This is a genomic window from Bacillus sp. MT94, assembly GCF_058792475.1.
Map to the genome: position 1 here is coordinate 303,415 of NZ_JBXAEZ010000002.1, position 22,467 is coordinate 325,881.

The 22,467-nt window shown below is 33.9% G+C and carries 20 protein-coding genes and 1 riboswitch; of the genes, 8 read left to right on the forward strand and 12 right to left on the reverse strand.

The annotated features are described in order from the left end of the window. Nucleotide 1 precedes the first annotated feature (1 nt). Together AC1Q51_RS07190 and AC1Q51_RS07195 are read right to left on the reverse strand one after the other, a co-directional pair. The gene (locus tag AC1Q51_RS07190; RefSeq protein WP_000421677.1) at nt 2-2,110 is read right to left on the reverse strand and encodes a polyphosphate kinase; all 2,109 of its coding nucleotides are present in this window, start codon (nt 2,108-2,110) and stop codon (nt 2-4) included. A 108-nt stretch (nt 2,111-2,218) separates the two neighbouring features. Further along, the gene (locus AC1Q51_RS07195) at nt 2,219-3,793 is read right to left on the reverse strand and encodes a Ppx/GppA family phosphatase (protein WP_071713521.1); all 1,575 of its coding nucleotides are present in this window, start codon (nt 3,791-3,793) and stop codon (nt 2,219-2,221) included. 141 nt (nt 3,794-3,934) lie between these two features. Here AC1Q51_RS07195 and AC1Q51_RS07200 point away from each other — a divergent pair, with 141 nt between their 5' ends. Then, complete coding sequence (locus AC1Q51_RS07200; protein ID WP_000804864.1) at nt 3,935-4,393, forward strand: YkyB family protein; 459 nt, start codon at nt 3,935-3,937, stop codon at nt 4,391-4,393. 31 nt (nt 4,394-4,424) lie between these two features. On the opposite strand, the gene AC1Q51_RS07205 is transcribed toward AC1Q51_RS07200, so the two are convergent. Further along, the gene (locus AC1Q51_RS07205; protein ID WP_000922465.1) at nt 4,425-5,087 is read right to left on the reverse strand and encodes a YkyA family protein; all 663 of its coding nucleotides are present in this window, start codon (nt 5,085-5,087) and stop codon (nt 4,425-4,427) included. Nucleotides 5,088-5,700: 613 nt separating this feature from the next. Continuing rightward, a complete protein-coding gene (locus AC1Q51_RS07210; protein WP_090977159.1) occupies nt 5,701-6,354 on the reverse strand; it encodes a diguanylate cyclase domain-containing protein in 654 nt (217 codons plus the stop codon). A gap of 163 nt (nt 6,355-6,517) precedes the next feature. Between AC1Q51_RS07210 and AC1Q51_RS07215 the strand changes: the two genes are divergently transcribed. Further along, the gene (locus tag AC1Q51_RS07215) at nt 6,518-6,751 is read left to right on the forward strand and encodes an SPP1 phage holin family protein (protein WP_090977157.1); all 234 of its coding nucleotides are present in this window, start codon (nt 6,518-6,520) and stop codon (nt 6,749-6,751) included. A gap of 31 nt (nt 6,752-6,782) precedes the next feature. Here AC1Q51_RS07215 and AC1Q51_RS07220 read toward each other — a convergent pair whose 3' ends face one another. Continuing rightward, nucleotides 6,783-7,283: a hypothetical protein gene (locus AC1Q51_RS07220; protein WP_000708119.1), complete on the reverse strand. Its 501-nt coding sequence runs from the start codon at nt 7,281-7,283 to the stop codon at nt 6,783-6,785. A 411-nt stretch (nt 7,284-7,694) separates the two neighbouring features. Here AC1Q51_RS07220 and AC1Q51_RS07225 point away from each other — a divergent pair, with 411 nt between their 5' ends. The 3 genes from AC1Q51_RS07225 (at nt 7,695) to metE (ending at nt 12,683) form a co-directional block, all read left to right on the forward strand. Next, nucleotides 7,695-9,236 carry an MDR family MFS transporter gene (locus tag AC1Q51_RS07225; protein ID WP_090977155.1) on the forward strand — a complete coding sequence of 514 codons (1,542 nt, stop codon included), beginning with the start codon at nt 7,695-7,697 and terminating at the stop codon, nt 9,234-9,236. An 89-nt stretch (nt 9,237-9,325) separates the two neighbouring features. Next, on the forward strand, nt 9,326-9,883 hold the full coding sequence (locus AC1Q51_RS07230; protein ID WP_000062063.1) for a PadR family transcriptional regulator: 558 nt from the start codon (nt 9,326-9,328) through the stop codon (nt 9,881-9,883). A 195-nt stretch (nt 9,884-10,078) separates the two neighbouring features. Next, nucleotides 10,079-10,266, forward strand: a riboswitch (cobalamin riboswitch). A 128-nt stretch (nt 10,267-10,394) separates the two neighbouring features. After that, nucleotides 10,395-12,683: a 5-methyltetrahydropteroyltriglutamate--homocysteine S-methyltransferase gene (gene metE, locus AC1Q51_RS07235; RefSeq protein ID WP_089171703.1), complete on the forward strand. Its 2,289-nt coding sequence runs from the start codon at nt 10,395-10,397 to the stop codon at nt 12,681-12,683. 38 nt (nt 12,684-12,721) lie between these two features. Here metE and AC1Q51_RS07240 read toward each other — a convergent pair whose 3' ends face one another. Continuing rightward, nucleotides 12,722-13,111 carry a competence protein ComJ gene (locus AC1Q51_RS07240; RefSeq protein WP_000424023.1) on the reverse strand — a complete coding sequence of 130 codons (390 nt, stop codon included), beginning with the start codon at nt 13,109-13,111 and terminating at the stop codon, nt 12,722-12,724. 36 nt (nt 13,112-13,147) lie between these two features. Continuing rightward, nucleotides 13,148-13,582 carry a DNA-entry nuclease gene (nucA, locus tag AC1Q51_RS07245; protein WP_000811494.1) on the reverse strand — a complete coding sequence of 145 codons (435 nt, stop codon included), beginning with the start codon at nt 13,580-13,582 and terminating at the stop codon, nt 13,148-13,150. 226 nt (nt 13,583-13,808) lie between these two features. Here nucA and AC1Q51_RS07250 point away from each other — a divergent pair, with 226 nt between their 5' ends. Further along, nucleotides 13,809-14,558 (forward strand): DUF3967 domain-containing protein, encoded by a 750-nt coding sequence (locus AC1Q51_RS07250; RefSeq protein WP_000388467.1) that lies wholly within the window; start codon nt 13,809-13,811, stop codon nt 14,556-14,558. A 38-nt stretch (nt 14,559-14,596) separates the two neighbouring features. Here AC1Q51_RS07250 and kinB read toward each other — a convergent pair whose 3' ends face one another. After that, nucleotides 14,597-15,871, reverse strand: a complete 1,275-nt coding sequence (kinB, locus tag AC1Q51_RS07255; protein ID WP_000420369.1) for a sporulation sensor histidine kinase KinB — start codon at nt 15,869-15,871, stop codon at nt 14,597-14,599. Nucleotides 15,872-16,181: 310 nt separating this feature from the next. On the opposite strand from kinB, the gene AC1Q51_RS07260 reads away from it, so the two are divergent. Next, the gene (locus AC1Q51_RS07260) at nt 16,182-16,382 is read left to right on the forward strand and encodes a hypothetical protein (protein WP_000929276.1); all 201 of its coding nucleotides are present in this window, start codon (nt 16,182-16,184) and stop codon (nt 16,380-16,382) included. A 120-nt stretch (nt 16,383-16,502) separates the two neighbouring features. Next, nucleotides 16,503-17,666 (forward strand): aminotransferase A, encoded by a 1,164-nt coding sequence (locus tag AC1Q51_RS07265; RefSeq protein WP_053563723.1) that lies wholly within the window; start codon nt 16,503-16,505, stop codon nt 17,664-17,666. A 4-nt stretch (nt 17,667-17,670) separates the two neighbouring features. On the opposite strand, the gene malR is transcribed toward AC1Q51_RS07265, so the two are convergent. The 4 genes from malR to AC1Q51_RS07285 form a co-directional block, all read right to left on the reverse strand. Next, nucleotides 17,671-18,702, reverse strand: a complete 1,032-nt coding sequence (gene malR, locus AC1Q51_RS07270; protein WP_016512354.1) for a maltose operon transcriptional repressor MalR — start codon at nt 18,700-18,702, stop codon at nt 17,671-17,673. Between the two features lie 269 nt (nt 18,703-18,971). Continuing rightward, entirely contained in the window at nt 18,972-19,814 is an 843-nt protein-coding gene (gene malD, locus AC1Q51_RS07275) for a maltosaccharide ABC transporter permease MalD (RefSeq protein WP_001022603.1), read from the reverse strand. Next, on the reverse strand, nt 19,815-21,116 hold the full coding sequence (gene malC / locus AC1Q51_RS07280) for a maltosaccharide ABC transporter permease MalC (protein WP_001194982.1): 1,302 nt from the start codon (nt 21,114-21,116) through the stop codon (nt 19,815-19,817). Between the two features lie 76 nt (nt 21,117-21,192). After that, nucleotides 21,193-22,452, reverse strand: a complete 1,260-nt coding sequence (locus AC1Q51_RS07285; RefSeq protein ID WP_000709931.1) for an extracellular solute-binding protein — start codon at nt 22,450-22,452, stop codon at nt 21,193-21,195. Nucleotides 22,453-22,467 lie beyond the last annotated feature (15 nt).

Sequence of the window (22,467 nt, forward strand, 5' to 3'; positions counted from 1 at the left end):
ATTATTCAGCGTCTGTATTTTGATATGCCATCTTAAACAACTTCACTTGGCTATCAATTTCTTCTGTACTACTATTAATAACATAATAGTAATCACCATCTTTATTTTGTTCACGTGTTTTCACATTATCAGCTAATGTAAGCTGTAAAATCGCCTTAATTCGTGCCTTCATTTCAATATCTAATATCGGGAAAGATATTTCCACTCGCTTCTCCATATTTCGCGTCATCAAATCAGCTGAAGATAAATATATTTTCTCCTCCCCATTATGATGGAAATAATAAATACGGCTATGCTCTAAGTATCTTCCAACAACACTAACTACACGAATATTTTCACTTACATTTGGAATACCAGGTCGTAGGCAACATGTCCCTCGAACAATGAGCTCTACCTTTACTCCAGCTTGTGATGCTTCGTACATTTTTTTAATTAATGGTTTATCTGTTAATGAATTCATCTTAGCGATAATATATCCATTTCCATATTGCCTATGATAACGGATTTCTTCATCTATTAAATCTATAAATTGCTCTCTTATATCAAATGGAGCAACCGATAAATGATGAAAATGTGGCTTTGTTGTATAACCACTTAAATAATTAAAGAAATTGGTTGCATCAACCCCAAAGTCTTTTCTTGATGTAATATATCCAAAATCAGTATATAACTTCGCTGTTGCATCATTATAGTTTCCAGTTCCAAGATGTACGAACCTTTCAATTTTTCCGTTTTTTCTTCTTACAACTAACGTAATTTTACTATGTGTTTTCAAGTGACTTACACCGTAAATAACATGACAGCCTGCCTGTTCTAATTCTTTAGCCCAATGAACATTGTTTTCTTCATCAAACCTTGCCTTTAATTCAACCAATACCGTCACTTGTTTTCCCTTTTCAGCCGCTATCTTTAACGCCTGAATAATCGGTGAATCACCACTTACACGATATAACGTTTGTTTAATCGCAAGTACATTCGGATCGTCTGCCGCATCACGAACAAAATCAACTACCGGCTGAAAGGATTCAAAAGGATGATGTAATAAAATATCATGCTCAATTGCTTTTTCAAATACATCTTCTTCATCACCTAAATCTTGAGGCGGTTGCGGAATAAGAGCTGGATATACAAGATGTTCATATAAAGGAGCTAGTTTTTTATATAAAGAAAACAAACATGTTAAATCTAATGGACCATCCATTATATATACATCTTCATCTTTTACTTCCAGAACCTCATATAATAATGCTAATACTCTTTCATCAATGTGTTCTTTCCCAACCTCTAAACGAACAGCAGCCCCCCACTTACGCTTTTTTAATTCTTTTTCAATTACCTTTAATAAATCTCTCGCACCTTCTTCATGAATCGTTAAATCTGCATTGCGTGTAATACGGAAACGAGTAACAGATGATACTGTATATCCCGTAAATAATTTATGAGTAAAGCTACTAATTACGTCTTCTAATAAAATAAATTTATGCTTTTGCCCTTCGCTCGGTAAAATTATGAAGCGCTCAAGTAATGAAGGAACTTGCACAATTCCTAATTTCGTCCTGTTTTCTTCTTCCGCTTGCTTCTCATCATATAAAAGAGTAGCCAAATTCAAACTTTTGTTTAATAACATTGGAAATGGGCGATATGCATCAATAGCTACAGGAGTTAACACCGGAAAAATTTGCTCATCAAAATACTCTTCTATAAATTCTCGCTGCTCTTTCGTCAAATCATTGAATGTTAAACGTTCAATTCCCTCTAACTCAAGCGCTGGTAATACATAATTTTTAAATGTATCATATTGTACTGTCATTAGTGCATGGGCTTTTATCGCAATTTTATTTAATTGCTTTTTTGGTGTTAAGCCAGCTTTATTTTCTGGTTGATTAAATCCAGCACTCACTTGATCCTTTAATCCCGCTACACGTACCATAAAAAATTCATCTAAATTCGAACTAAAAATACTAATAAATTTCAATCTTTCCAAAAGTGGATTATTTGCATCTTGCGCTTCTTGTAAGACACGTTCATTAAATGCTAACCAACTTAACTCTCGATTATTGTAATAAGCTGTATCATTTAAATTTACTGCATTCCCCTTCAATAATTCCATTCTCTTCACACTTCCCCTTGAAACTTTTTTACTATAATTTAGTTACTTTTATTTTAGCAAATTACAATATTATAAAGTGTAAATTTTTTGTAAAGACATCCGTACAACCTAATGTTTTAGTTCAAATAACAAGTTAATATTCGTTTTTAATACTCTTTCTAACTGTTTTTTTTGTTTTTCAGCTTGCACTTTTTCCGCTAATGCTGATTGTTCGCATAAAACTTTAAACGTTAACCCTTCTTCGTTTTCTGTTATAGATATGGTATCAACAAGCGATCGTTGCCTTACATTTAAAGTAGCTGAAAATTGTAAAACAGCTCCTAACAGGCGGATTTTTTTTTGTTCGCTTTTATCAAACCAACCTTCAAATGGTGATAAATGTTGTTTAAATAACATTTTTGATTTATACGATGCAATAAGTGCTAGCCTTACTCGATCTTTATGCATCATGCCATCAATTGTCTTATTCGCTAATAAATAAAACGTATGTAAACGGCTCGCTTCTTCGTCTATATATTTGCCTATATTAAATACTTTCGCTGCTTGATGGAACACTTCCCAGTCTTTTATTGACATAGAAATAAGCCCTATTTCCTCAAGTTGTTTGCAAATTAGTCTTCCATGTTTAATAAGTTGAATTACAAATTCCATATCCATTTCGTATTCATGTGATAGTAAATGCAAACTTTCTTCAACTACGTTCGGATAATATGAAATCCCCAAATCTTTTGTCAACTCTTCATAGAAAACACCTTCTCTTAACCCTTTTCTACTTAATACAAATGCCGGTGCCTCTATAACATGAACAAGTGTATGAAATACTTCAACCGCTGGAATAATCGTATCCGCTCGATCTTTTGCCAATCCTTCCAATTTCTGAAGTTCTATGAACGACAATTTTCCTAATTCATCTTTTACATTTTCAATATCTTCTTCTTTCATCTTGTATAAATGTAATCCTGCTATAGGATAACATATTAAATTTTGATGGATTTTTACTAAGTTCCTCGCACTACCACCAATTGCAATAAGAGGCAATTTCTTATTGCTTAACCATGGTAACGTTCGAAATTGAAACTCTAAATACCGTTGCATTCCTTCTAACTCATCTTTAGTAGGAATATCACCTTTAATAAATTGTTGCTTTAAAGAAAGTGCCCCAAAAGGAAAACTATGGTACTCTAAAATCTCTCTATTTCTAAAGTATGTAACTTCCGTACTTCCCCCACCAATATCTACCGTTATTCCTTCTGAAAACGATGTAGAATTCATAACCGCCAAGTATCCGTAACGCGCTTCCTCATACTCTGATAATACTCTAAGAGTAAAGTCCGTTTGTCCTTCAATAAGCTTTTTAATTTCCTCTTGATTCTCAGACTGTCTAATTGTTGCTGTTGCAACACAAAGTACATGATGCAACTGATGGAACCTTGTACTTTCTTGAAATTGAAATAATGTCTGTAATAATACTTCTATTCCCTCTTCATTCAACACACCATCAATTAAGTAATTCCTTAACCTAGCAACCACTTTTGTATTTTCAATCTCTTTATAAAAACCTCCATTTTTCTTTTCATAAATAACTAAACGCATTGTATTAGATCCAATATCTATAATGGCATACTGTTGTTTTAATATTTCTTTCAAACTTCTCACTCTTTCATTATCAAATTTCAAAAACATATTCTATTACTATTATACAAAATAGTTGTTTTTTGTAACAATATTGCTTTAATATTGAAAATATATACAATCACTTTTTGCATATAATAAAAACCTCTTTTATTTATGGTATAATAATGAAAAATTGAAAGGAGATTCAATATGAAACCTTCACAACCACAATCTCAATTACAAAACCAACATTCTATTAATCGACTAGCTCAATCTATTTTCGTTGTGAATCGTCATGCTAAAGCAGCTACTAATCCTAAATATTTATACTGGTTAAAAAAGACAGCTTTAGAACGTTTGATTGCTGAAAAAAAAGCAATTAAAGAAGGATTACATTTTTCTAGAAACCCACGTTTTAGCCAACAACAATCTGATGTCCTTATACGTTTAGGCGATTATTTTTTCCACATCCCTCCTACGAAAGAAGATTTTCGAATTCTACCGCATCTTGGTCATCTTGAATCCTCCTATCGAAATCCGAAAACAACCTTATCTTTAACAGTAGCAAAAAAAACACTTCAAGATTATATTGGTCCTGAAGCATTGAAACAAGAAAAAAAATTAAGTGAACCTGTTCCATGGTATAGTCGTACTTATACAAAAAAATAAAACAGTTTGGCCAAGTGTAGGCCAAACTGTTTTATTTTTTCTCTTCTTTAATTTTAATATTTGCTTGTTTATAAAAAGCTACTTTTTCTGTATTATAAGACTTTGTGAATTCATTAAATTTATCTTTTTCTGACTCAATATCCTTATAAGATTGATTTACTACTTTTACTTTTTCACTAATATCTTTTAATTTAGTACCTTTATCTTGTAACATTGTGTATAACTCTTTTTCTTGTTTTAAAGATTTATTATAGCTGTCATACATTTTATTAAATGAATCGTGTCGTTTCTCATAGGTACTTTTCACTTTATCAGCTTGATCTTTCAACTTATTATCTTCAATTTTCTTCACATACTTATCAGCTGACTTCACTTCTTCTTGAGCTTTATTTAAAGCCTCTTTTTCTTTTGTAAGTACTTTTTCTCGTTCAGTTGTATTCTTTGCTGCTTGATTCAATTTTTCTTTAACAGTTTGATTATTATCTTTTCCTTCTTGCACAATCTGGTTATATAATTCTTGTCCTTCTTTCTCTAAAGCCTCAAGTTTTTTTGCATCTTCAAACATTGTTTTTTCTTGTTTAGCAGCGTTTTCAAACGCTACATATAATTCTTCTTCTGGTTTCGGTCCAAAACAACCGGCTAATAAAGTCATTGATAATGCAGTTATAATTGCTAATTTACTATATTTCAACATCTCTTCCTCCTATTTATAAACGACCATCGTGTAATATAAAAAAGTTATAAAATATGTAATTGTTCTATACACTCGCATCTTTTTTACGAAGATCATTAATATTGTTTGTACGAATTATTACTTAATATTACATTATTCTTTTTGAAGTATTTAGCAGTTCCATATCCATCTTTAAGTATAGTTCTTCGTGTTTTTTAAAACCTGTTCACACTATGTATTACCTTAATGGCCACAGAATTTCACCTCAGTCTTAATAAGACTATAATAGTTCACCTGATAAAAGGTGATCGTTCCGCTCTCACGTCTATCATTCCCTTTCCAGCTTGCTATCAAATAATCTCTTTGTTCATTTTACACAGTACAATCGATATCTCGCAACAACTTACAAATATTCTTTTCATTTCCTAAAAAGGAAAAGTGTAGAGCTTGCTTTCCTCTACACTTTTAAAATAAAACACATTGTGCAAATTGCATTGGCACTACCATCATAATTATATGCTTATTTCATATATTTTTAAAGACTTTTATTACAAACGCAACGTTTTTTGTAATAAAAGTCAAAAAAATGTTACAAATAAAACTTCTTCCTATCATATATCTTCAAATCGAAGCTTCACTCATTTTCTTGCAAATTTCTATACTGATACAATTGATTTTGCGACTTTCTCAACAGTTCTTCAAACGTTTTTCCTTCTACTGGATAGCTAGCTGCTCCAAATAAAAGAGTGACACTGAGTAAATCACCTTCTATTTCACTTTCAATATTTTTCATTAATCTGTTTGTTATTGTTGATGTTTCATGACCATTATCAATTGCTACAATAACATACTTATTTTCATCCCACTTTGTAACAACATCTCCCTTCCGAATTGTCTTTACAATGGTACTCTCTAATTTTTGTACTAACACTCCCAATTTTTTTTCTTGCAACGTGTCTTTTAATCCTTCCCATTCTTTTACAGAAAGAATGTAAACTGTAATATTACGGGAATCTCTTTCAGATAAAGCGGCTACTTTCCCAAAAAAATCAACAACAAAATCGTTGCTTGCCATTCCTCCTACTTCCACATTCATATGCTTGTTCGCTCTTTTATCGTACCAATGTCCAAAATAATAACTTAGTATCATTTGCAGTATATAAATAATAAAGACGGTATAAAATGATCGTGAATCCAGTTTTGCAATTACATCCTGAAGTGCAATCCATTCTGTAACTGCCACTGTATTTCCAAGTAATAATCCACTAATTTTCCCTTTATGTTTCATACTTCTCCCCCTTTTATACCAATATATGTTTCTATATCAATAATGTTTTTCTACAAAATAAAAAATGTACATATGCAATGTACATTTCTGCTTAAGCTTGTATACCTTTCCTACTCTATTTCATATATATAATATATAACTTTTATAGAAAGGAGTAATCTATATGCTACACAAAGAGAATCTATCAGATGCTATGCGTTTACTAGCTGGTTTTCTATTATCATTAAAATTATTATTTACCTCTTTCGGCATACACTTTATTACAAACGATCAAATCGACGCAATTGTAAATGTTGTTTCATTTTTATTTATTCTATACTTTGGCTACAAAAATAACTATGTAGGAAAAAAAGGAATAGAGCAAAAGAAAATACTCAAAAAACACAACCTTCACTAAAAAAGGAACCTTTTGTACAGGTTCCTTTTTATCATTGCCGCACAACAACTTCATTTGTTTGCAGTGGACCATATGATATCTCTTTATCTTGAAATGTATATGTAGCCTGAAAGAATGCTTGTTTAAGAGCTTTATCTTTATTAGCTTTTATTTTGCAACGTAGTTCCACCTTTTCATTTGGTAACAAATCATCAATTCGCCACCTTACAAGCTGGAATAAAAACTCACTTATCCCCTTATCAACTTTTAAAGAATTAGGAATATAAGCAAAGTAATCTCGAATCATATGACTTACAACAACTCTCGAAATCATTTCTACCCCTTTATTTTCCACTTCAATTCGCATAATAAGTATGTCGTTTACATCGTAGGTCAATTCATACGAAAATTGTTCTGTATACATACTACCAATTTGCAATGTAACGGCTACTTGAGGAAATTCATTTTCCTTTTTCGATCCGTCAATCCACAATACTGGTTGTAGCGGTATTGAATACTTTCCTGTATCCGAAATTCGTCCCCATATTTTCATAATATATATTCACCTCATTTCAGATGTACCATACACACAATGAATTCCCCAACTTACTAAAGCTTGCTACAAGTAATGTTTAATATTTCTCTTCCTTTTATCCTATTCGACAATATGAAGAAAAAACCATTTTTCATCTATTAACAGAAGGTGTTCTTTATGAAATTTTTTTACAATTTACTTCATTTCCTTTATAGCAATATTCGTATCGCTCACTCGTTCTCTACTTATATGAAAGAATATTTTGACGGAAGAAAAAATTTGCCTTATAGTCAAATTTGACTATAATATTCTTTATGGCATATTAGTGCACTTATGGAAAAGAAATTAAAATCAACTATACATTTAAATTTTTTATCCACTGCACTCAAAACTTAATATAGTTTACTTATTTCTAAAGGAGGGTTATATTTGGAAACTCAACCATTAAAAAAAGACACCAACAAGACAAAATTTGTTGTTGCTGGTTTGCTACTTGGTATATTAATGGCCGCAATGGATAATACAATCGTTGCAACCGCAATGGCAACAATCGTTGGAGACCTAGGAGGCTTTGATAAGTTTGTTTGGGTCACATCAGCTTATATGGTAGCAACAATGGCAGGGATGCCTATCTTTGGGAAACTTTCTGATATGTACGGGCGGAAACGTTTTTATATTGGGGGCCTCATTCTTTTCTTATTCGGTTCTGCGCTTTGCGGAACAGCTTCAAGTATTGAGCAATTAAGTATTTATAGAGCTATTCAAGGTATCGGTGGTGGTGCCCTTATGCCTATCGCCTTTACAATTATGTATGATATCTTCCCACCAGAAAAACGCGGGAAGATGACAGGACTATTCGGTGCTGTTTTCGGGACATCTAGTGTATTCGGTCCTTTATTAGGTGCTTATATTACAGACTATATAAGTTGGCATTGGGTCTTCTATATCAATATTCCATTAGGACTTATCTCCTTTTTCTTCATTACTAAATACTACAGTGAGTCTCTAGAATTTAGAAAACAAAAAATTGATTGGGCTGGTGCTATTACACTTGTCATAAGTATCGTTTGCTTAATGTTCGCATTAGAACTTGGTGGTAAGGAATATGCCTGGAATTCCACTGTAATTATTGGCTTATTTACAACAGTAGTTATTACGCTTATTATTTTCTTCTTTGTAGAAAGAAAAGCAACCGAGCCTATTATTTCGTTCCATCTATTTAAAAAACCTTTATTCGCAGCTAGTCAAGGAGTTGCCTTTTTCTATGGTGCTGCTTTTATTATCTGTACAGTTTATATTCCAATCTTCATTCAAGGCGTTCTTGGAGGTTCGGCCTCTAATGCTGGATTAATTTTAACACCAATGATGGTTGGTTCTGTAATTGGAAGTCAAACAGGAGGACAATTAGCTTCTCGAACAAGCTATCGTAACATTATGATGGTATCTGGTGTCTTCTTCGTTCTTGGTATTTATTCATTAAGTACTTTAACAATGGACACACCTCGTTTACTCGTAACACTATTTATGATTCTCGCTGGGCTTGGTGTTGGCTTCTCATTCTCAGTATTAAGTATGTCTTCTATTCACAAGTTAGAAATGCGAGACCGCGGTTCGGCGACATCAACAAACTCATTCTTCCGATCACTCGGTATGACTCTTGGTGTAACGATTTTCGGTACAATTCAAAATCATATTTTTACAGATAAACTAAACTCTGTGTTCCCCCCTGAACTAGCAAAATTAGCTCCAAAAGGCGGAGACACAAGTTTCTTATTATCACCAGGCGCTACCGCAAAAATTCCTGCTGAAATATTAGCGGGTATTAAAGAAGCTCTCGCTACATCTATTGCGAACACATTCTTCTGGGCACTCATCCCGGCTGTACTAAGTGTTATTTGTATTTTACTAATGGGAAATGAACGCCTTTTTACAGGCCCTAAAAAGAAAGAAAAACAAAAGCAAGTCAGTTAATATAAAAAAGAAGCGGCATATCCCTTTATGAAAAAGGATATGCCGTTTATAATATGTATAAAGTTTTTATATACAGGAGTTGAGACAGCATGAGCATGAAATTAGTCATTCTCGGCTTGCTACTCGAAGGAGATAAACATCCATATGAAGTGCAGCATATTATGAAAGAACGACAAATGGATTGTTATATTAAATATGCTAAAGGATCACTTTATTACGCTTTCGAGCAATTAGAAAAGCAAGGCGCAATTCACATTACAAATGTAATTAGAGACACAAACCGACCTGACAAAACGATTTTTCATATAACAGAAGAAGGCAAAAAACTATTCCACACTTTACTATTAAAACAATTCGAAGCAAAAAACCAAATATATAAACCTATTTATTCAGCCCTATCTTTCGCTCACTTTAGCAATGATCATGAATTAGTTCCTATTTTAGAAAAAAAGAAAAATGATACTCTTCAATATTTACATACTATGCAAACGATATATGATTGTAATAAAGGAAAGGTTCCACGTGCACAACTATATATCTTGCAAAGTGTAATTGAGCATATTACAGTTGAATTACAATGGCTAAACACCCTCCTTAAAGATGCTATAGCAGGCCGACTTTCAGAAGTTGCTATAGATGAAAATTGAGCTATGAAAGAAGACATCCCTACTTCTTTCATAGCTCAATTTCTCTTTTTATACTGTAATATTATTAGTTACTTCAGAATAAAAAGTCAGAATAATAAGAAATAAAAACTTTGGAATTTTCTTATTTTAAAACAGTAGACAAAATTCCAAAAATTGTGTTAGAATTTGTTTCAATATCATATCGCTTGTTAAATTCCTTTCAAAAGGAAAATAGGTACACGAACATTTCGTTTCGTGTTTAAAAGGGAAGCTTGGTGAAACTCCAACACGGTCCCGCCACTGTAAATGCTGAGATTTCTTTTTGGTGCCACTGTGAAAACGGGAAGGTGAAAGAAATTATATGAAGCATAAGTCAGGAGACCTGCCTGTTTTAACAACACTGATAGATTCACGGATGATGATGAGGTGTTAAAACAAAAAGGAAGGCTTATTTTCTATGTCTTTGCACTTTTTGTTATAAGTATTTCCTAGTAAACGGAAATGCTTACTTTCAATTAGGGAGGAATTTAAAATGGCAATTCAAACAAGTAACTTAGGTTATCCACGTATCGGACTACAACGAGAGTGGAAAAAAACATTGGAAGCTTTTTGGTCCAATAAAATTGATGAAGAACAATTTTTAACAACAATGAAAGAAATTCGCCTTCAACACGTAAAAGTACAGCAAGAAAAAGGGATTGAACTCATTCCAATTGGCGACTTTACATATTATGATCACGTTTTGGATACTGCCTATATGCTAGGATTTATCCCATCACGTTTTTCTGAGTTTACATCTTACCTTGATGTATATTTCGCAATGGCGCGTGGCTCTAAAAATCACGTAGCTTCCGAAATGACAAAATGGTTTAACACAAACTATCACTATATCGTTCCTGAATATGAAGAGGGATTACAAATCTCTTTAAAAGATAATCGTCCACTTCGCTTATACGAAGAGGCAAAACAAGAATTAGGAGTAGATGGAAAGCCTGTTATTTTAGGTCCATATACTTTCTTAAAATTAGCTAAAGGCTATACACAAGAACAATTCCCTTCCATTTTAAAACAGTTAGTTGCACCTTACGTACAACTGCTTTCAGAACTACATGCAGCTGGTGCACAAGCCATTCAAGTTGATGAACCAATTTTCGCTTCTTTAACGAAAGAAGAAGTTCAACAAGCAAAAGAAATTTATGAAGCTATTCGTAAAGAAGTTCCAAATGCGACTCTTCTTTTACAAACGTATTTTGATAGCGTGGAAGAAAACTATGAAGAAATTATTACATTCCCGGTATCCGGTATTGGATTAGATTTCATTCATGGTAAAGAAGGTAATTTAAATGCTATTTCAAAATATGGATTCCCAGCTGATAAAACTTTAGCTGTCGGTTGTATAGATGGCCGTAACATTTGGAGAGCTGACCTTGATGAAGTTCTTGAGTTATTTACAACGTTACAAAAACAAGTCCAAACGAAAGATTTCATCGTTCAGCCTTCTTGTAGCTTATTGCATACACCGATCGATAAAACAGAAGAAACTCACTTATCGACTGAGCTATTTGATGCATTAGCATTTGCAAATCAAAAATTAGAAGAGTTAGTTCTTATTCATTCCGCTCTCACTCAAGGTACAGAAAGCATTAGTAATGAGCTGGAAACATATCGAAACGTACATCATACAATTCGCTCATCTGCTGCACGTAACCGAGAAGATGTTAAAGCAGCACGAACAGCACTAAAAGAAGAAGATTTTTCACGCCCTCTTCCATTTGAAAAACGATACGAATTACAACAAGTTGCCCTGGAGTTACCGCTATTACCAACAACGACTATTGGTAGCTTCCCGCAAACAACTGAAGTTCGTCAAACGCGAAAAGAATGGCGTAACGGTGTTATTTCAAATGAACAATATGAACAATTTATTGAAAAAGAGACAGAAAAATGGATTCGTTACCAAGAAGAAATTGGGCTTGATGTCCTTGTACATGGTGAATTTGAAAGAACTGACATGGTCGAATATTTTGGTGAGCGCCTTGCTGGTTTCTCATTCACTAAAAACGGTTGGGTACAATCATACGGTTCCCGCTGCGTAAAACCACCTGTTATTTATGGTGATGTAGCCTTTATTAACGGCATGACTATTAAGGAAACAGTTTATGCACAAAGCTTAACGGAGAAAGTTGTAAAAGGAATGTTAACTGGACCTGTTACGATTTTAAATTGGTCCTTCGTTCGAAATGACATTCCAAGAAAAGAAGTTTCGTATCAAATTGCACTAGCTCTTCGTCACGAAATTGAACTACTTGAATCTTCCGGAATTAGAGTAATCCAAGTCGATGAACCAGCACTTCGTGAAGGAATGCCACTAAAAGAAAAAGATTGGGATGCTTATATTACATGGGCAGTACAATCCTTCCTTTTAGCAACTTCTTCTGTAGCAAATGAAACACAAATTCATACTCATATGTGTTACAGTAACTTCGAAGATATTGTTGACGCGATTCGCGCATTAGATGCAGATGTAATTTCTATCGAAACATCAAGAAGTCACGGAGAATTTATTGATACATTAAAACATACAACATATGAAAAAGGCATCGGCCTAGGTGTATATGATATTCATAGCCCACGTGTACCGAGTAAAGATGAAATGTATAAAATCGTAGAACAATCTTTAGAAGTATGCGATCCTAAATATTTCTGGATTAATCCTGATTGTGGTTTAAAAACGAGAAGAACAGAAGAAGTTATTCCAGCTTTAGAACATATGGTGCAAGCAGCGAAAGATGCTCGTTCCCTTTTAAAAACAAACGCATAACAAAAATGGGTTATCCTTTTCTCAGGATAACCCATTTTTTATTCTTTACTTTCAAAGAAGAATTCGTATTGTATTTTATATAATTCATCATCCGTTGGCTCTTCAAGAGGAATTGCTTGTAAGACAACTGTATACTCACCATTTGGAATAGATATTTGAAATTTGTTTGAAAGAATACTCGTTATAATGATACTTTCATTTTCAACCGTAAAAGGAACCGTAATCGTTCTAACCACTTCTTCTTTTTCAATATGTTTCCCTGGGGTCACTTTCACTTCACAAGTATAATCAGAAAGTGCTTCAAAAATAACAGTTCCCTCTGCCTCAGCATAACCTCTTTCAAAATCTTCATCCGTCCAGTCTACATAAGGCTGCTCACCGTCATAGTTCATCAACATTAATTGCGAATAAGAAATTGTTAACTCCATAGTTCCCCTTCTCCTTCATCATGAAATGTACAAATACTACTTCACTTCAAACTTCACACGCGTACCATCTGGATATTTATCTAACTTATTCCCTACCCAAGAGCCTGCTCCCCGGTTATCCGCCGGACTTATATATTCAATATGTGCTCCTTTTCCGCCTTCCTTGCACATCGCCATTGGCCATTCATCACGATCATACCCTTTTTTTGATGGATACGGTGCTAACGACAATTTCCTTCTATCTGCAGCACCACCACGATCGATTGTACAAACTTCTGAATGCCCTTCTTTTATAGCATCCGTAATATGTTTTCCTGTCTCTGGATAACGTTCTTTCGGAAATTCTAACACTTGATCATACGTATTCGTTTTCTTTACACTTGTTTCCTCTGGCACAAGTACTTCATAAACTGCTACTAAAATAGACAGAATTGCGATAATTGAAATGATAATACCTTTTAATTGCTTCATGTATACCTCCATGTTTCTACCAGTTTCTTTTCCTCAGTTATTATAACAAACTTCTCCTGTATATGTTTTCAGACATTATTTTAGTTATTCCTTGCCATTCCGCCAAAAAATTTCATTTTTTCACTAATGCTGTAGAAAACTAATAGCCTTCCGACATTCTTTTTCAAAGGAAGTCCTCATAAAAGATTGAAATGATATATACGATACTTTTTGGGGAGGAAATATCATGGAAGCTACCTATAAAACGAAAGATGTCACGAATAAAACAGGCATCCCAAAACATATAGTCCGCAAATATAGTCAACTGTTAGAGGAACATGGTTATATGATTTCTAAAACAGCTGATGCTCGTATTTATAAACTTGATGATTTAAAACTATTGAAATCTATACATGAAAGAGCTGCCACATTACAAGAAGATATTTCAGAAACGATACCGATTATTTTAAAAGAAAAAGAGGCCCCACCTGTACCAGTTATACAAGATAAGCAAGAGATACAACCGAAAGAAAAAGAAGATGGGCGTAACTTTGAGGAGTTCATGTTGAAACTTGAAATGCTAGCTCAATTAAATGAAGCAATTATTCATCAAAATTCTACTCTAATTACACAAAATCGTTTAAAGGATGAAAAACTAGATGAATTGATGCAACAAGTGTATGTAAAAGAAGGCTCTCAAGAAAAAATGCTTCAAGAATTAGTCGAGCACGCCGCTCAAACAGATGCATTGCAAAAAGAAAAAATGGACTTATTAATGAATCATATGTATAAACGAGAATCCAAACAAGAAGAAAAAATGAATAAACTTGTTAGTCAAATTTATAACAAGGACAGTAATCGTGATGCACAGCTTATGCAAGTTATTCGAGAAATTCAAGAAACAAAAAGAATGGTCGCTGCCTCAAAAGAGCAAAGCTTCTTTCAATCATTTAAAAGTTTATTTAGCCGAGCAAAACAAGAAAAAACAAATGAATAAACAATATAAAATAAAAAGTTACCTTCCATCGGTAACTTTTATTCCTTATTTTGTACAGCTGGTAATATAATAATTGCTTCAGTGCCTTTTCCACTTTCACTCTTATATTCCAATGTACCATTATGCGCTTGTAAAATACTAAATGTTACCATAAGCCCTAATCCTGTCCCTTTTTCTTTTAAAGAATAATATGGTTGCCCCAGCCTTGCTAACTGTTCTTTCGTCATACCAACACCACTATCTTTAACTCTTATTATGATTGTTTCGTCTTTTTGAATAGCTGTTACTTTTAAATATCCTTTATTTCCTTGAATTGCTTCAATACCATTTTTAACAACATTCATAATAGCTTGCTTCAATTTTGTCTTATCACCAATCGTATAAAGACTTTCTGAAATTTCAACTTGTAAATATACACCTTGCATTGCTGCAAATGACGACATAAGAGTGGTCATTTCTATTAATTGGGCTGATAAACAAATGTGTTCTTTTTTCTCAATTTGCGGCCTTGCTAAATTCAAATAATCTGAAATAATTTGTTCCGCCCGATCCAATTCAGCTAATACGAGACGCATATAATCCTTATTCTTCACATCTTCCGTACTTTCTAGCAATTGGATAAATCCACGAACAACAGTAAGTGGATTTCGAACTTCATGTGCCACACTTGCTGCTAACTCACTTACAATATTAAGCTTTTCTGATTTTTGCATCTCTGTACGTAGCAATGCATTTTCATTTAAATATTCAGTTAAATATACCTGAAATACCATTGTCATGACCATGATAAGCGAGGCAAATATAAATCCGCTATATATTTGCGAAATATACGGTGTAAATCCTGTTTCCAAAAGAACATTAATCATGCCTAATACTAAAGAAACAAGCACATAAAATGATGAAATCATAAATGCTAAAATTAATTTCTTATCTCTTGAAAAAAGAGACCATTTCTTTGATAAAAATAGCGGAACTATCAATAGAAATATTACTTCTAAAACTGGAAGAAAGCTCATTCCCTTTAGTAACCATTCATATGCAACAAAAATAACCGCTGGGATTAAACCAACAATCCCACCATATAAAAAACCACTGACAATTGGAATTGGGTGAAAGTTATACCCACACACATTGCCAAAACAAATAGAGTATGTCATGGAGAGAACGAGCGTAACGCTAGATAAAAACATAATAAAGTAACGATTTGGCTTCGGAGGCATTTCTTGATAGCGATTTAAACGAATCGCTTCATATAAAAATAGTGGTAAAATTATGATGGCAATTTGAATCAACAAATCACGGATAAGCTCCATAACCTCTCATCCCCTATATGTATTTTGATATGATTATATCATTTTATAGGTTTATTTGTTTTAAAATTTTGATTTTTCTTAACATATTTGTTAATTCTTTGTTAACAACTCATAATAATTGTTACAGATTTTCGAAATGATTGTAAACCCTGTACCAAATTTCCTTCGTGCAGTATACAATGAATACGGATTACAAAGAAAATGTAAAAATACTTTTTTAGACGGACAACTATAGCAAAATACAGCATATAATCCATACTATCTATGTTTACAAATAAGTGATCATTACTTTAGTAGGAGGAAGATAAATATGGCGGGTACTACGCTTGTTTTAAAAGAAGAAAATTTGGTTGTTCTAGAAAATGTTGAAAAATCAGTATATGAAGAGTTACAGCATAAAGCAGGAGATGAAGATTGCACATGTGCTGTGAACGAATCAGTTGTTCACCTTGGCAAGGTATCCTCTGTACTCTGGAATGAAGATGAAATAGATTGGGAATACGGATATTAAAAAGTCGCTTATAGCGGCTTTTTTTCTTTTCTCTCTCTTTCTAAATTACATATACAAAGCGCAATCATAGAAAATATGATAAAATGAACTTAATTTTCAAACGGAAGAAAGGGAGATACAATGGAACAATTCATTAACCCTAGAGTGAAGGATATCCAAATTTCTGGAATCCGTCAATTCTCTAACATGATTCAAAACTATGATAATTTGATTTCTTTAACAATCGGACAACCCGATTTCCCTACACCTTCTCTCGTAAAAGAAGCGGCAAAACGGGCTATTACAGAAAACTATACCAGCTATACACATAACGCTGGTTTACTAGAATTACGTAAGGCAGCTTGTAACTTCGTAAAAGATAACTACGATTTACATTACTCACCTGAAAACGAAACCATCGTTACAATTGGTGCTAGCGAAGCAATTGATGTTGCATTCCGAACGATTTTAGAGCCAGGAACAGAAGTAATTTTACCTGCTCCTATTTATCCAGGTTACGAACCTATTATTCGATTATGCGGTGCAACGCCCATTTTTGTAGATGTTCGTGAAACTGGATTCCGTTTAACAGCTGACGCGCTAAAAAATGCTATTACAGAAAAAACAAGATGTATCGTACTACCATATCCTTCTAACCCAACTGGTGTAACTTTATCCATAGAAGAATTAAAAGATATTGTAGATGTTTTAAAAGATAAAAATATTTTCGTCCTTTCAGATGAAATTTATAGCGAGCTTGTGTATGAACAAAAGCATACATCTATCGCTCATTTCCCAGAAATGCGTGAAAAGACAATTGTCATTAACGGTTTATCTAAATCACATTCTATGACTGGCTGGCGTGTTGGACTTTTATTCGCACCAAGCTATTTAGCAGGACACATATTAAAAGTTCATCAATACAATGTAACGTGTGCTACTTCAATCGCTCAATACGCTGCGATTGAAGCATTAACAGCTGCTAAAGACGCACCCAAAATGATGCGCCACCAATATAAAAAACGCCGTGATTACGTATATAATAGACTCACTCAAATGGGATTAGCAGTTGAAAAGCCAACAGGTGCATTTTACTTATTCCCATATGTCGGTCATTTGACATCTTCATCATTTGATTTTGCACTTGATCTTGTCAAAGAAGCTGGACTAGCTGTAGTTCCTGGAACAGCATTCTCTGAATACGGTGAAGGCTACCTTCGCTTGTCCTATGCGTATAGTATCGAAACTTTAAAAGAAGGCTGCGACCGATTAGAAGCCTTTCTAATAAAAAAAGCTAAGAGTTAAACTCTTAGCTTTTTTCTGCATAATGATCACAAGTTTGACGTTTTAGTAATTTATGAGGAATAATGATACACTTTGCAGTGGATTCTGCATTCTCTACTTTATCAACTAAAGCTTTTGCTGCCTCATATCCTAGCTGATAAATATTCACATCAACTGTCGAAAGTGGAGGGCTCGCAATTTCTGATAATAAAGCATTATTAAAGCTTACAATAGAAACATCCTTCGGTACAACGAATCCTTTTTTAGAAAGAGCACTTAACACACCAAGTCCAATTAAGTCATCCGTTGCCATAATTGCCGTTGGCGGTTGCTGCAGTCCCATTAATTCCTCAACGGCTTGTTGACCACTTTCCCTCGAAAAATCAAAATGTAAAATATATTCTTTTGGTAATACAATGTCTGCTAATTTCAAGGCATCACTCATACCAGCTAAACGATCTCTCGTTACAAGTAAATCTGATCCACCACCAATGAACGCGATTTGCTTATGCCCTAATGAAATTAAATATTCTGCCACTTCTCTTGCAGCTGTATAATTGTCATTATCTACATATGTAATTTCATCTTTTCGATCATATGGTTTTCCTATTAAAACAAACGGGAAATTTTGTTCATGTAAATATTGAATAATCCGATCATTCTCCCTTGAATATAAAAGAATAATACCACCAATTTGACGTCCCTGTACCATCTTTACGACACCATTAAAAATTTCTTCTTCCGTTTCACCTGTCGACATGTAAAGCGCATAACCTTCTACGTGTGCAAATGAACTAATCCCTCTTATAACTTCTGGGAAAAATGGATTTTGAAAAGCTTTACTTGCAGAACTTGGCATAACAAGACCAAGTGTTTTCGTCGTTTGGTTCGCAAGATTTCTCGCATTTAAATTGGGATGATACCCTAATTCACTCATCACTTTCCTAACACGGCGCTTTGTCTTTTCACTTATACTTGGATTATCAGCAATTACACGAGAAACTGTTGATGGTGCAACATTCGCTTGCTTCGCCACATCTTTAATTGTAACTGTCATAAAAATCCCCCTCCTCTCATTTCTCTGTCATTTTTCATATATTTTATCTCGCATTCATTGCAAGTCATAAACTTTCATTTCTTATATCTTGCAAAACTAATCCTATTCTCCCTCTTCATGTATTGTAAGGGATATAGCTATTTTTTCCTATACTATAATATACTATTTATTTCACTTCTTTTCACATGTGATGTCAAATCTCTTTTCATCTCCCTATAAAGTTATTTATAGGGAGATGAAAAGAAAAATGGGACATAATGTCCCATTTTTCATCCTTTTGTACCTCCAGCTGTTAAACCGGAAACAAAATATTTTTGTAGTGATAGGAATAAAATTGAAATCGGAATCGCAATTAACACTGAACCCGCTGCAAACGTTGTAAATTCATTACCGAATTTTTTCGCAACCATTTCATATAATCCAACTGCTAAAGTATAATTTTCTGGTGTTCGCAAAATAATACTCGCTAAAATGAAATCTGTAAATGGACCAATGAAAGTAAATAATGCTACAACCGCTACGATTGGCTTTGCAAGTGGCATAATGATTTGCCAGAAAATACGGAAATGCCCTGCTCCATCCATTCGAGCTGATTCATCCAACTCTTTCGGAATCGTATCAAAATACCCTTTCATAAGCCATGTATTCATCGGAATTGCTCCGCCCACATAAATTAAAATTAATGCAAGGTGTGTATCAAGTAATCCTGTTAACTGAGCTAATATATATAGTGCGATTAACGCTGCAAAATTCGGGATCATTTGCAGAATTAAAAATGTTAATAAACCATTCTTTCTTCCAACAAAACGATATCTCGAAAATGCATAAGCAGTAAAACTAATGGCTAGTACAGAGAAAATCATCGTCATTACGCTAACTTTCAAAGTATTTTTATACCAAAGTAAGTAATTACTTGAATCGAGATCAAGTAGCTTGCGATAATGATCTAATGTGGCATTTTTCGGAATAATACTTGATCCAGATAAACTATCACCTGGATTAAACGATGAGCCAATTATCCATAGTAATGGATAGAAAACAATCGCACACATTATGAAGATAACTAAATAACTTAATGAAAGACGTAGCATCTTTTGTCGTTTAATATTCATTTACATCATATCCTCTTCTTGGAATGATTTTGTTCTCTTAAATTGCCATAACGCAACTGTAATAACGATTAACGATAAAATCATTGTAAGAGCTGCTGCTTTGCCGTATTGAGCCGAAGTCATCGTTAACTTATAGATCCATGAAATTAAAATATCCGTTCCACCTGCATTTTGTCCAGACACAGCAGGTCCCCCGTTATTAAATAGATAAATAATACTAAAATTATTAAAGTTAAACGTATATTGCGTAATTAATATTGGCGCTGTTGCATATAACACAAGTGGCAATGTAATTTTGCGGAACTGTTGCCAAGCAGTTGCTCCGTCTACTGTAGCCGCTTCATATAATTCTCCTGGAATCGATTGCAGTATACCTGTTGTCATCGCAAAGACGAACGGGAAACCAAGCCACGTTTGAATCATAATTAAAGCAATCTTTGACCAAAACGGGTCTGTCATCCAAGCAATCTTTTCAATCCCGAATAAAGCTAATACTTGGTTATTAATTGCTCCAAATGTTTCATTAAACATACCAGCAAATACAAGAATAGATACGAATGCTGGAACAGCCCACGGTAAAATAAAGATTGTTCGAATAATTGCCTTACCTTTAATACCAGGCTGATTTACGATAATCGCTAAAAAAATACCAAGTGCAACTTGTAATGTTGTTGCAACGAATGTCCAAATGACAGTCCAAGAAAATACACTTAAAAATGTATCTCTCCACATCGGTAATGTGAAAATATCAATAAAGTTTTTAAAGCCCACCCAATCTACTAATTTAGCTGGAGGAGAATGATATAAATCATAGTTTGTAAATCCAATTAAAATTACGAAGATGATTGGAAATACGACAACAAAGATAAGTAGTAGAAAACCTGGTGAAACCATTAAATAAGGAAAGCCTTGATCTAACAAATTACGGTATTGCTCTTTTACAGAATTTAACGGTGTTCCAATATCACGTTTCTTCCCATTTTGATATGCATCATATAAGTTAAATGCATATATGCCAAGCCCAAAAGCGATAACGATAAGTGCCAAGATCCCTTCTACTAATAGAAAGACGGAATGGTCACGTGGAACTTCTGTACCGAGCGTTACAATGCCCCATAATCCCATATTTAATAAATCAGCAAAGGCTACAATAAATGAACCTGTTAATACTAGAAAAATAAGACCTTTTACAAATTGTTTATTATACATTTGGCCCACGCCTGGAATGATTGATAACATGGTTGCCACTTTCCTATGCTTTGAATCATTTAACCCCTTTGCAGGTTCCATAGATGTTTGCATGTTCCTTCCCCCTTTTTTCTTCCTACATGGAAGGGAGAGAATTCGTGCCCCTCATATTAGAGGCACGAATTTCACCTTATTTTTTCTTACTATGATTTGCCTCAATATTACCTTTAATTTGTTTCACTGCACTATCAAGTGCGGATTTTGGTGCTTCTTTATCTGATACAACTAATTGAAGCGCATCTCCAGCTGGTTTCCAAACTTCTTGCATTTCTGGAATGTTTGGCATTGGAATTCCATTTTCAGATTGTGTCGCAACCGCTTTTGCAGCCTCATTTTCTTTAATGATTGGATCTTCCATTACTGATTTTACTGGTGGAATTTCTTTCGTTTTCTCAAAGCGAATTTTAGCATTTTCTTCATTTGTAACCCACTCAGTAAATTTTGTAGCTAAATCATTTTGTTTAGAGAAGCTTGTTACATGCCATCCTTTTACGCCAACGAACGTTTTCATCGGTTGACCATTTGGTAATTTCGGCATTGGAGCAACACCATAGTCTATTCCAGCCTTTTCCATCGCTTGGAATGCCCATGGACCATTCATAATAGATGCTGCTTTTCCTTCATTAAATAATCCATCTGCAGCTGAACCACCAGATTCACCGATAATACCTTTCGGGAATAACTTTTCTTTATACCATTTTTGAATATATTCAGCACCTTGTACCGCACCGCTATTATTTAATCCAATATCATTTGCATTTGGCTTTCCATCTTTTTCACCAAATACATAACCACCCATACCTGCCATAAATGCATTAGCAAAGTAGAAGTTATCTCCTAGTGCTAAAAATCCGTATTTTCCATCTTTCGTAAAGTCTTTTGAGAAGTTAAACAGTTCATCCATCGTTTCCGGCGCTTTTTGCATCATTTTTTTATTATAAATAAAGATTGGTGTTTCAATCGCTTTTGGTAAACCATATATTTTTCCGTTATATGTTTGTGCTTCTATTGATAAATCTGTAAATTTACTTTTTACTGTATCATCTACTTTCACTTCTGAAAGTAGCCCTTCTGTTACCGCATTACCAATATGATCATGTGGCAATGTTACAACATCTGGCCCTGTGCCAGCTGGACCGTCGAGACGAAGTTTTTCTATTTGTTTCGTCATCTGAACCTCTTCAACTTTTACTTTCACATTATATTTCTTTTCAAAACTTTTCACCGCTGGCTCTAGACCCACACCTTTTTTCTCATCTTCCCAAACAAGAAGATCATAATCTTTTTTCGCTTTACTTTCCTCTTTTTTCCCTGAATCTTTCGGTCCACATGCAGATAACATACCAATAGATAATGCTGAAACCGTTAATAATGATAATGCTTTCTTCATCCCAAAAACCTCCCT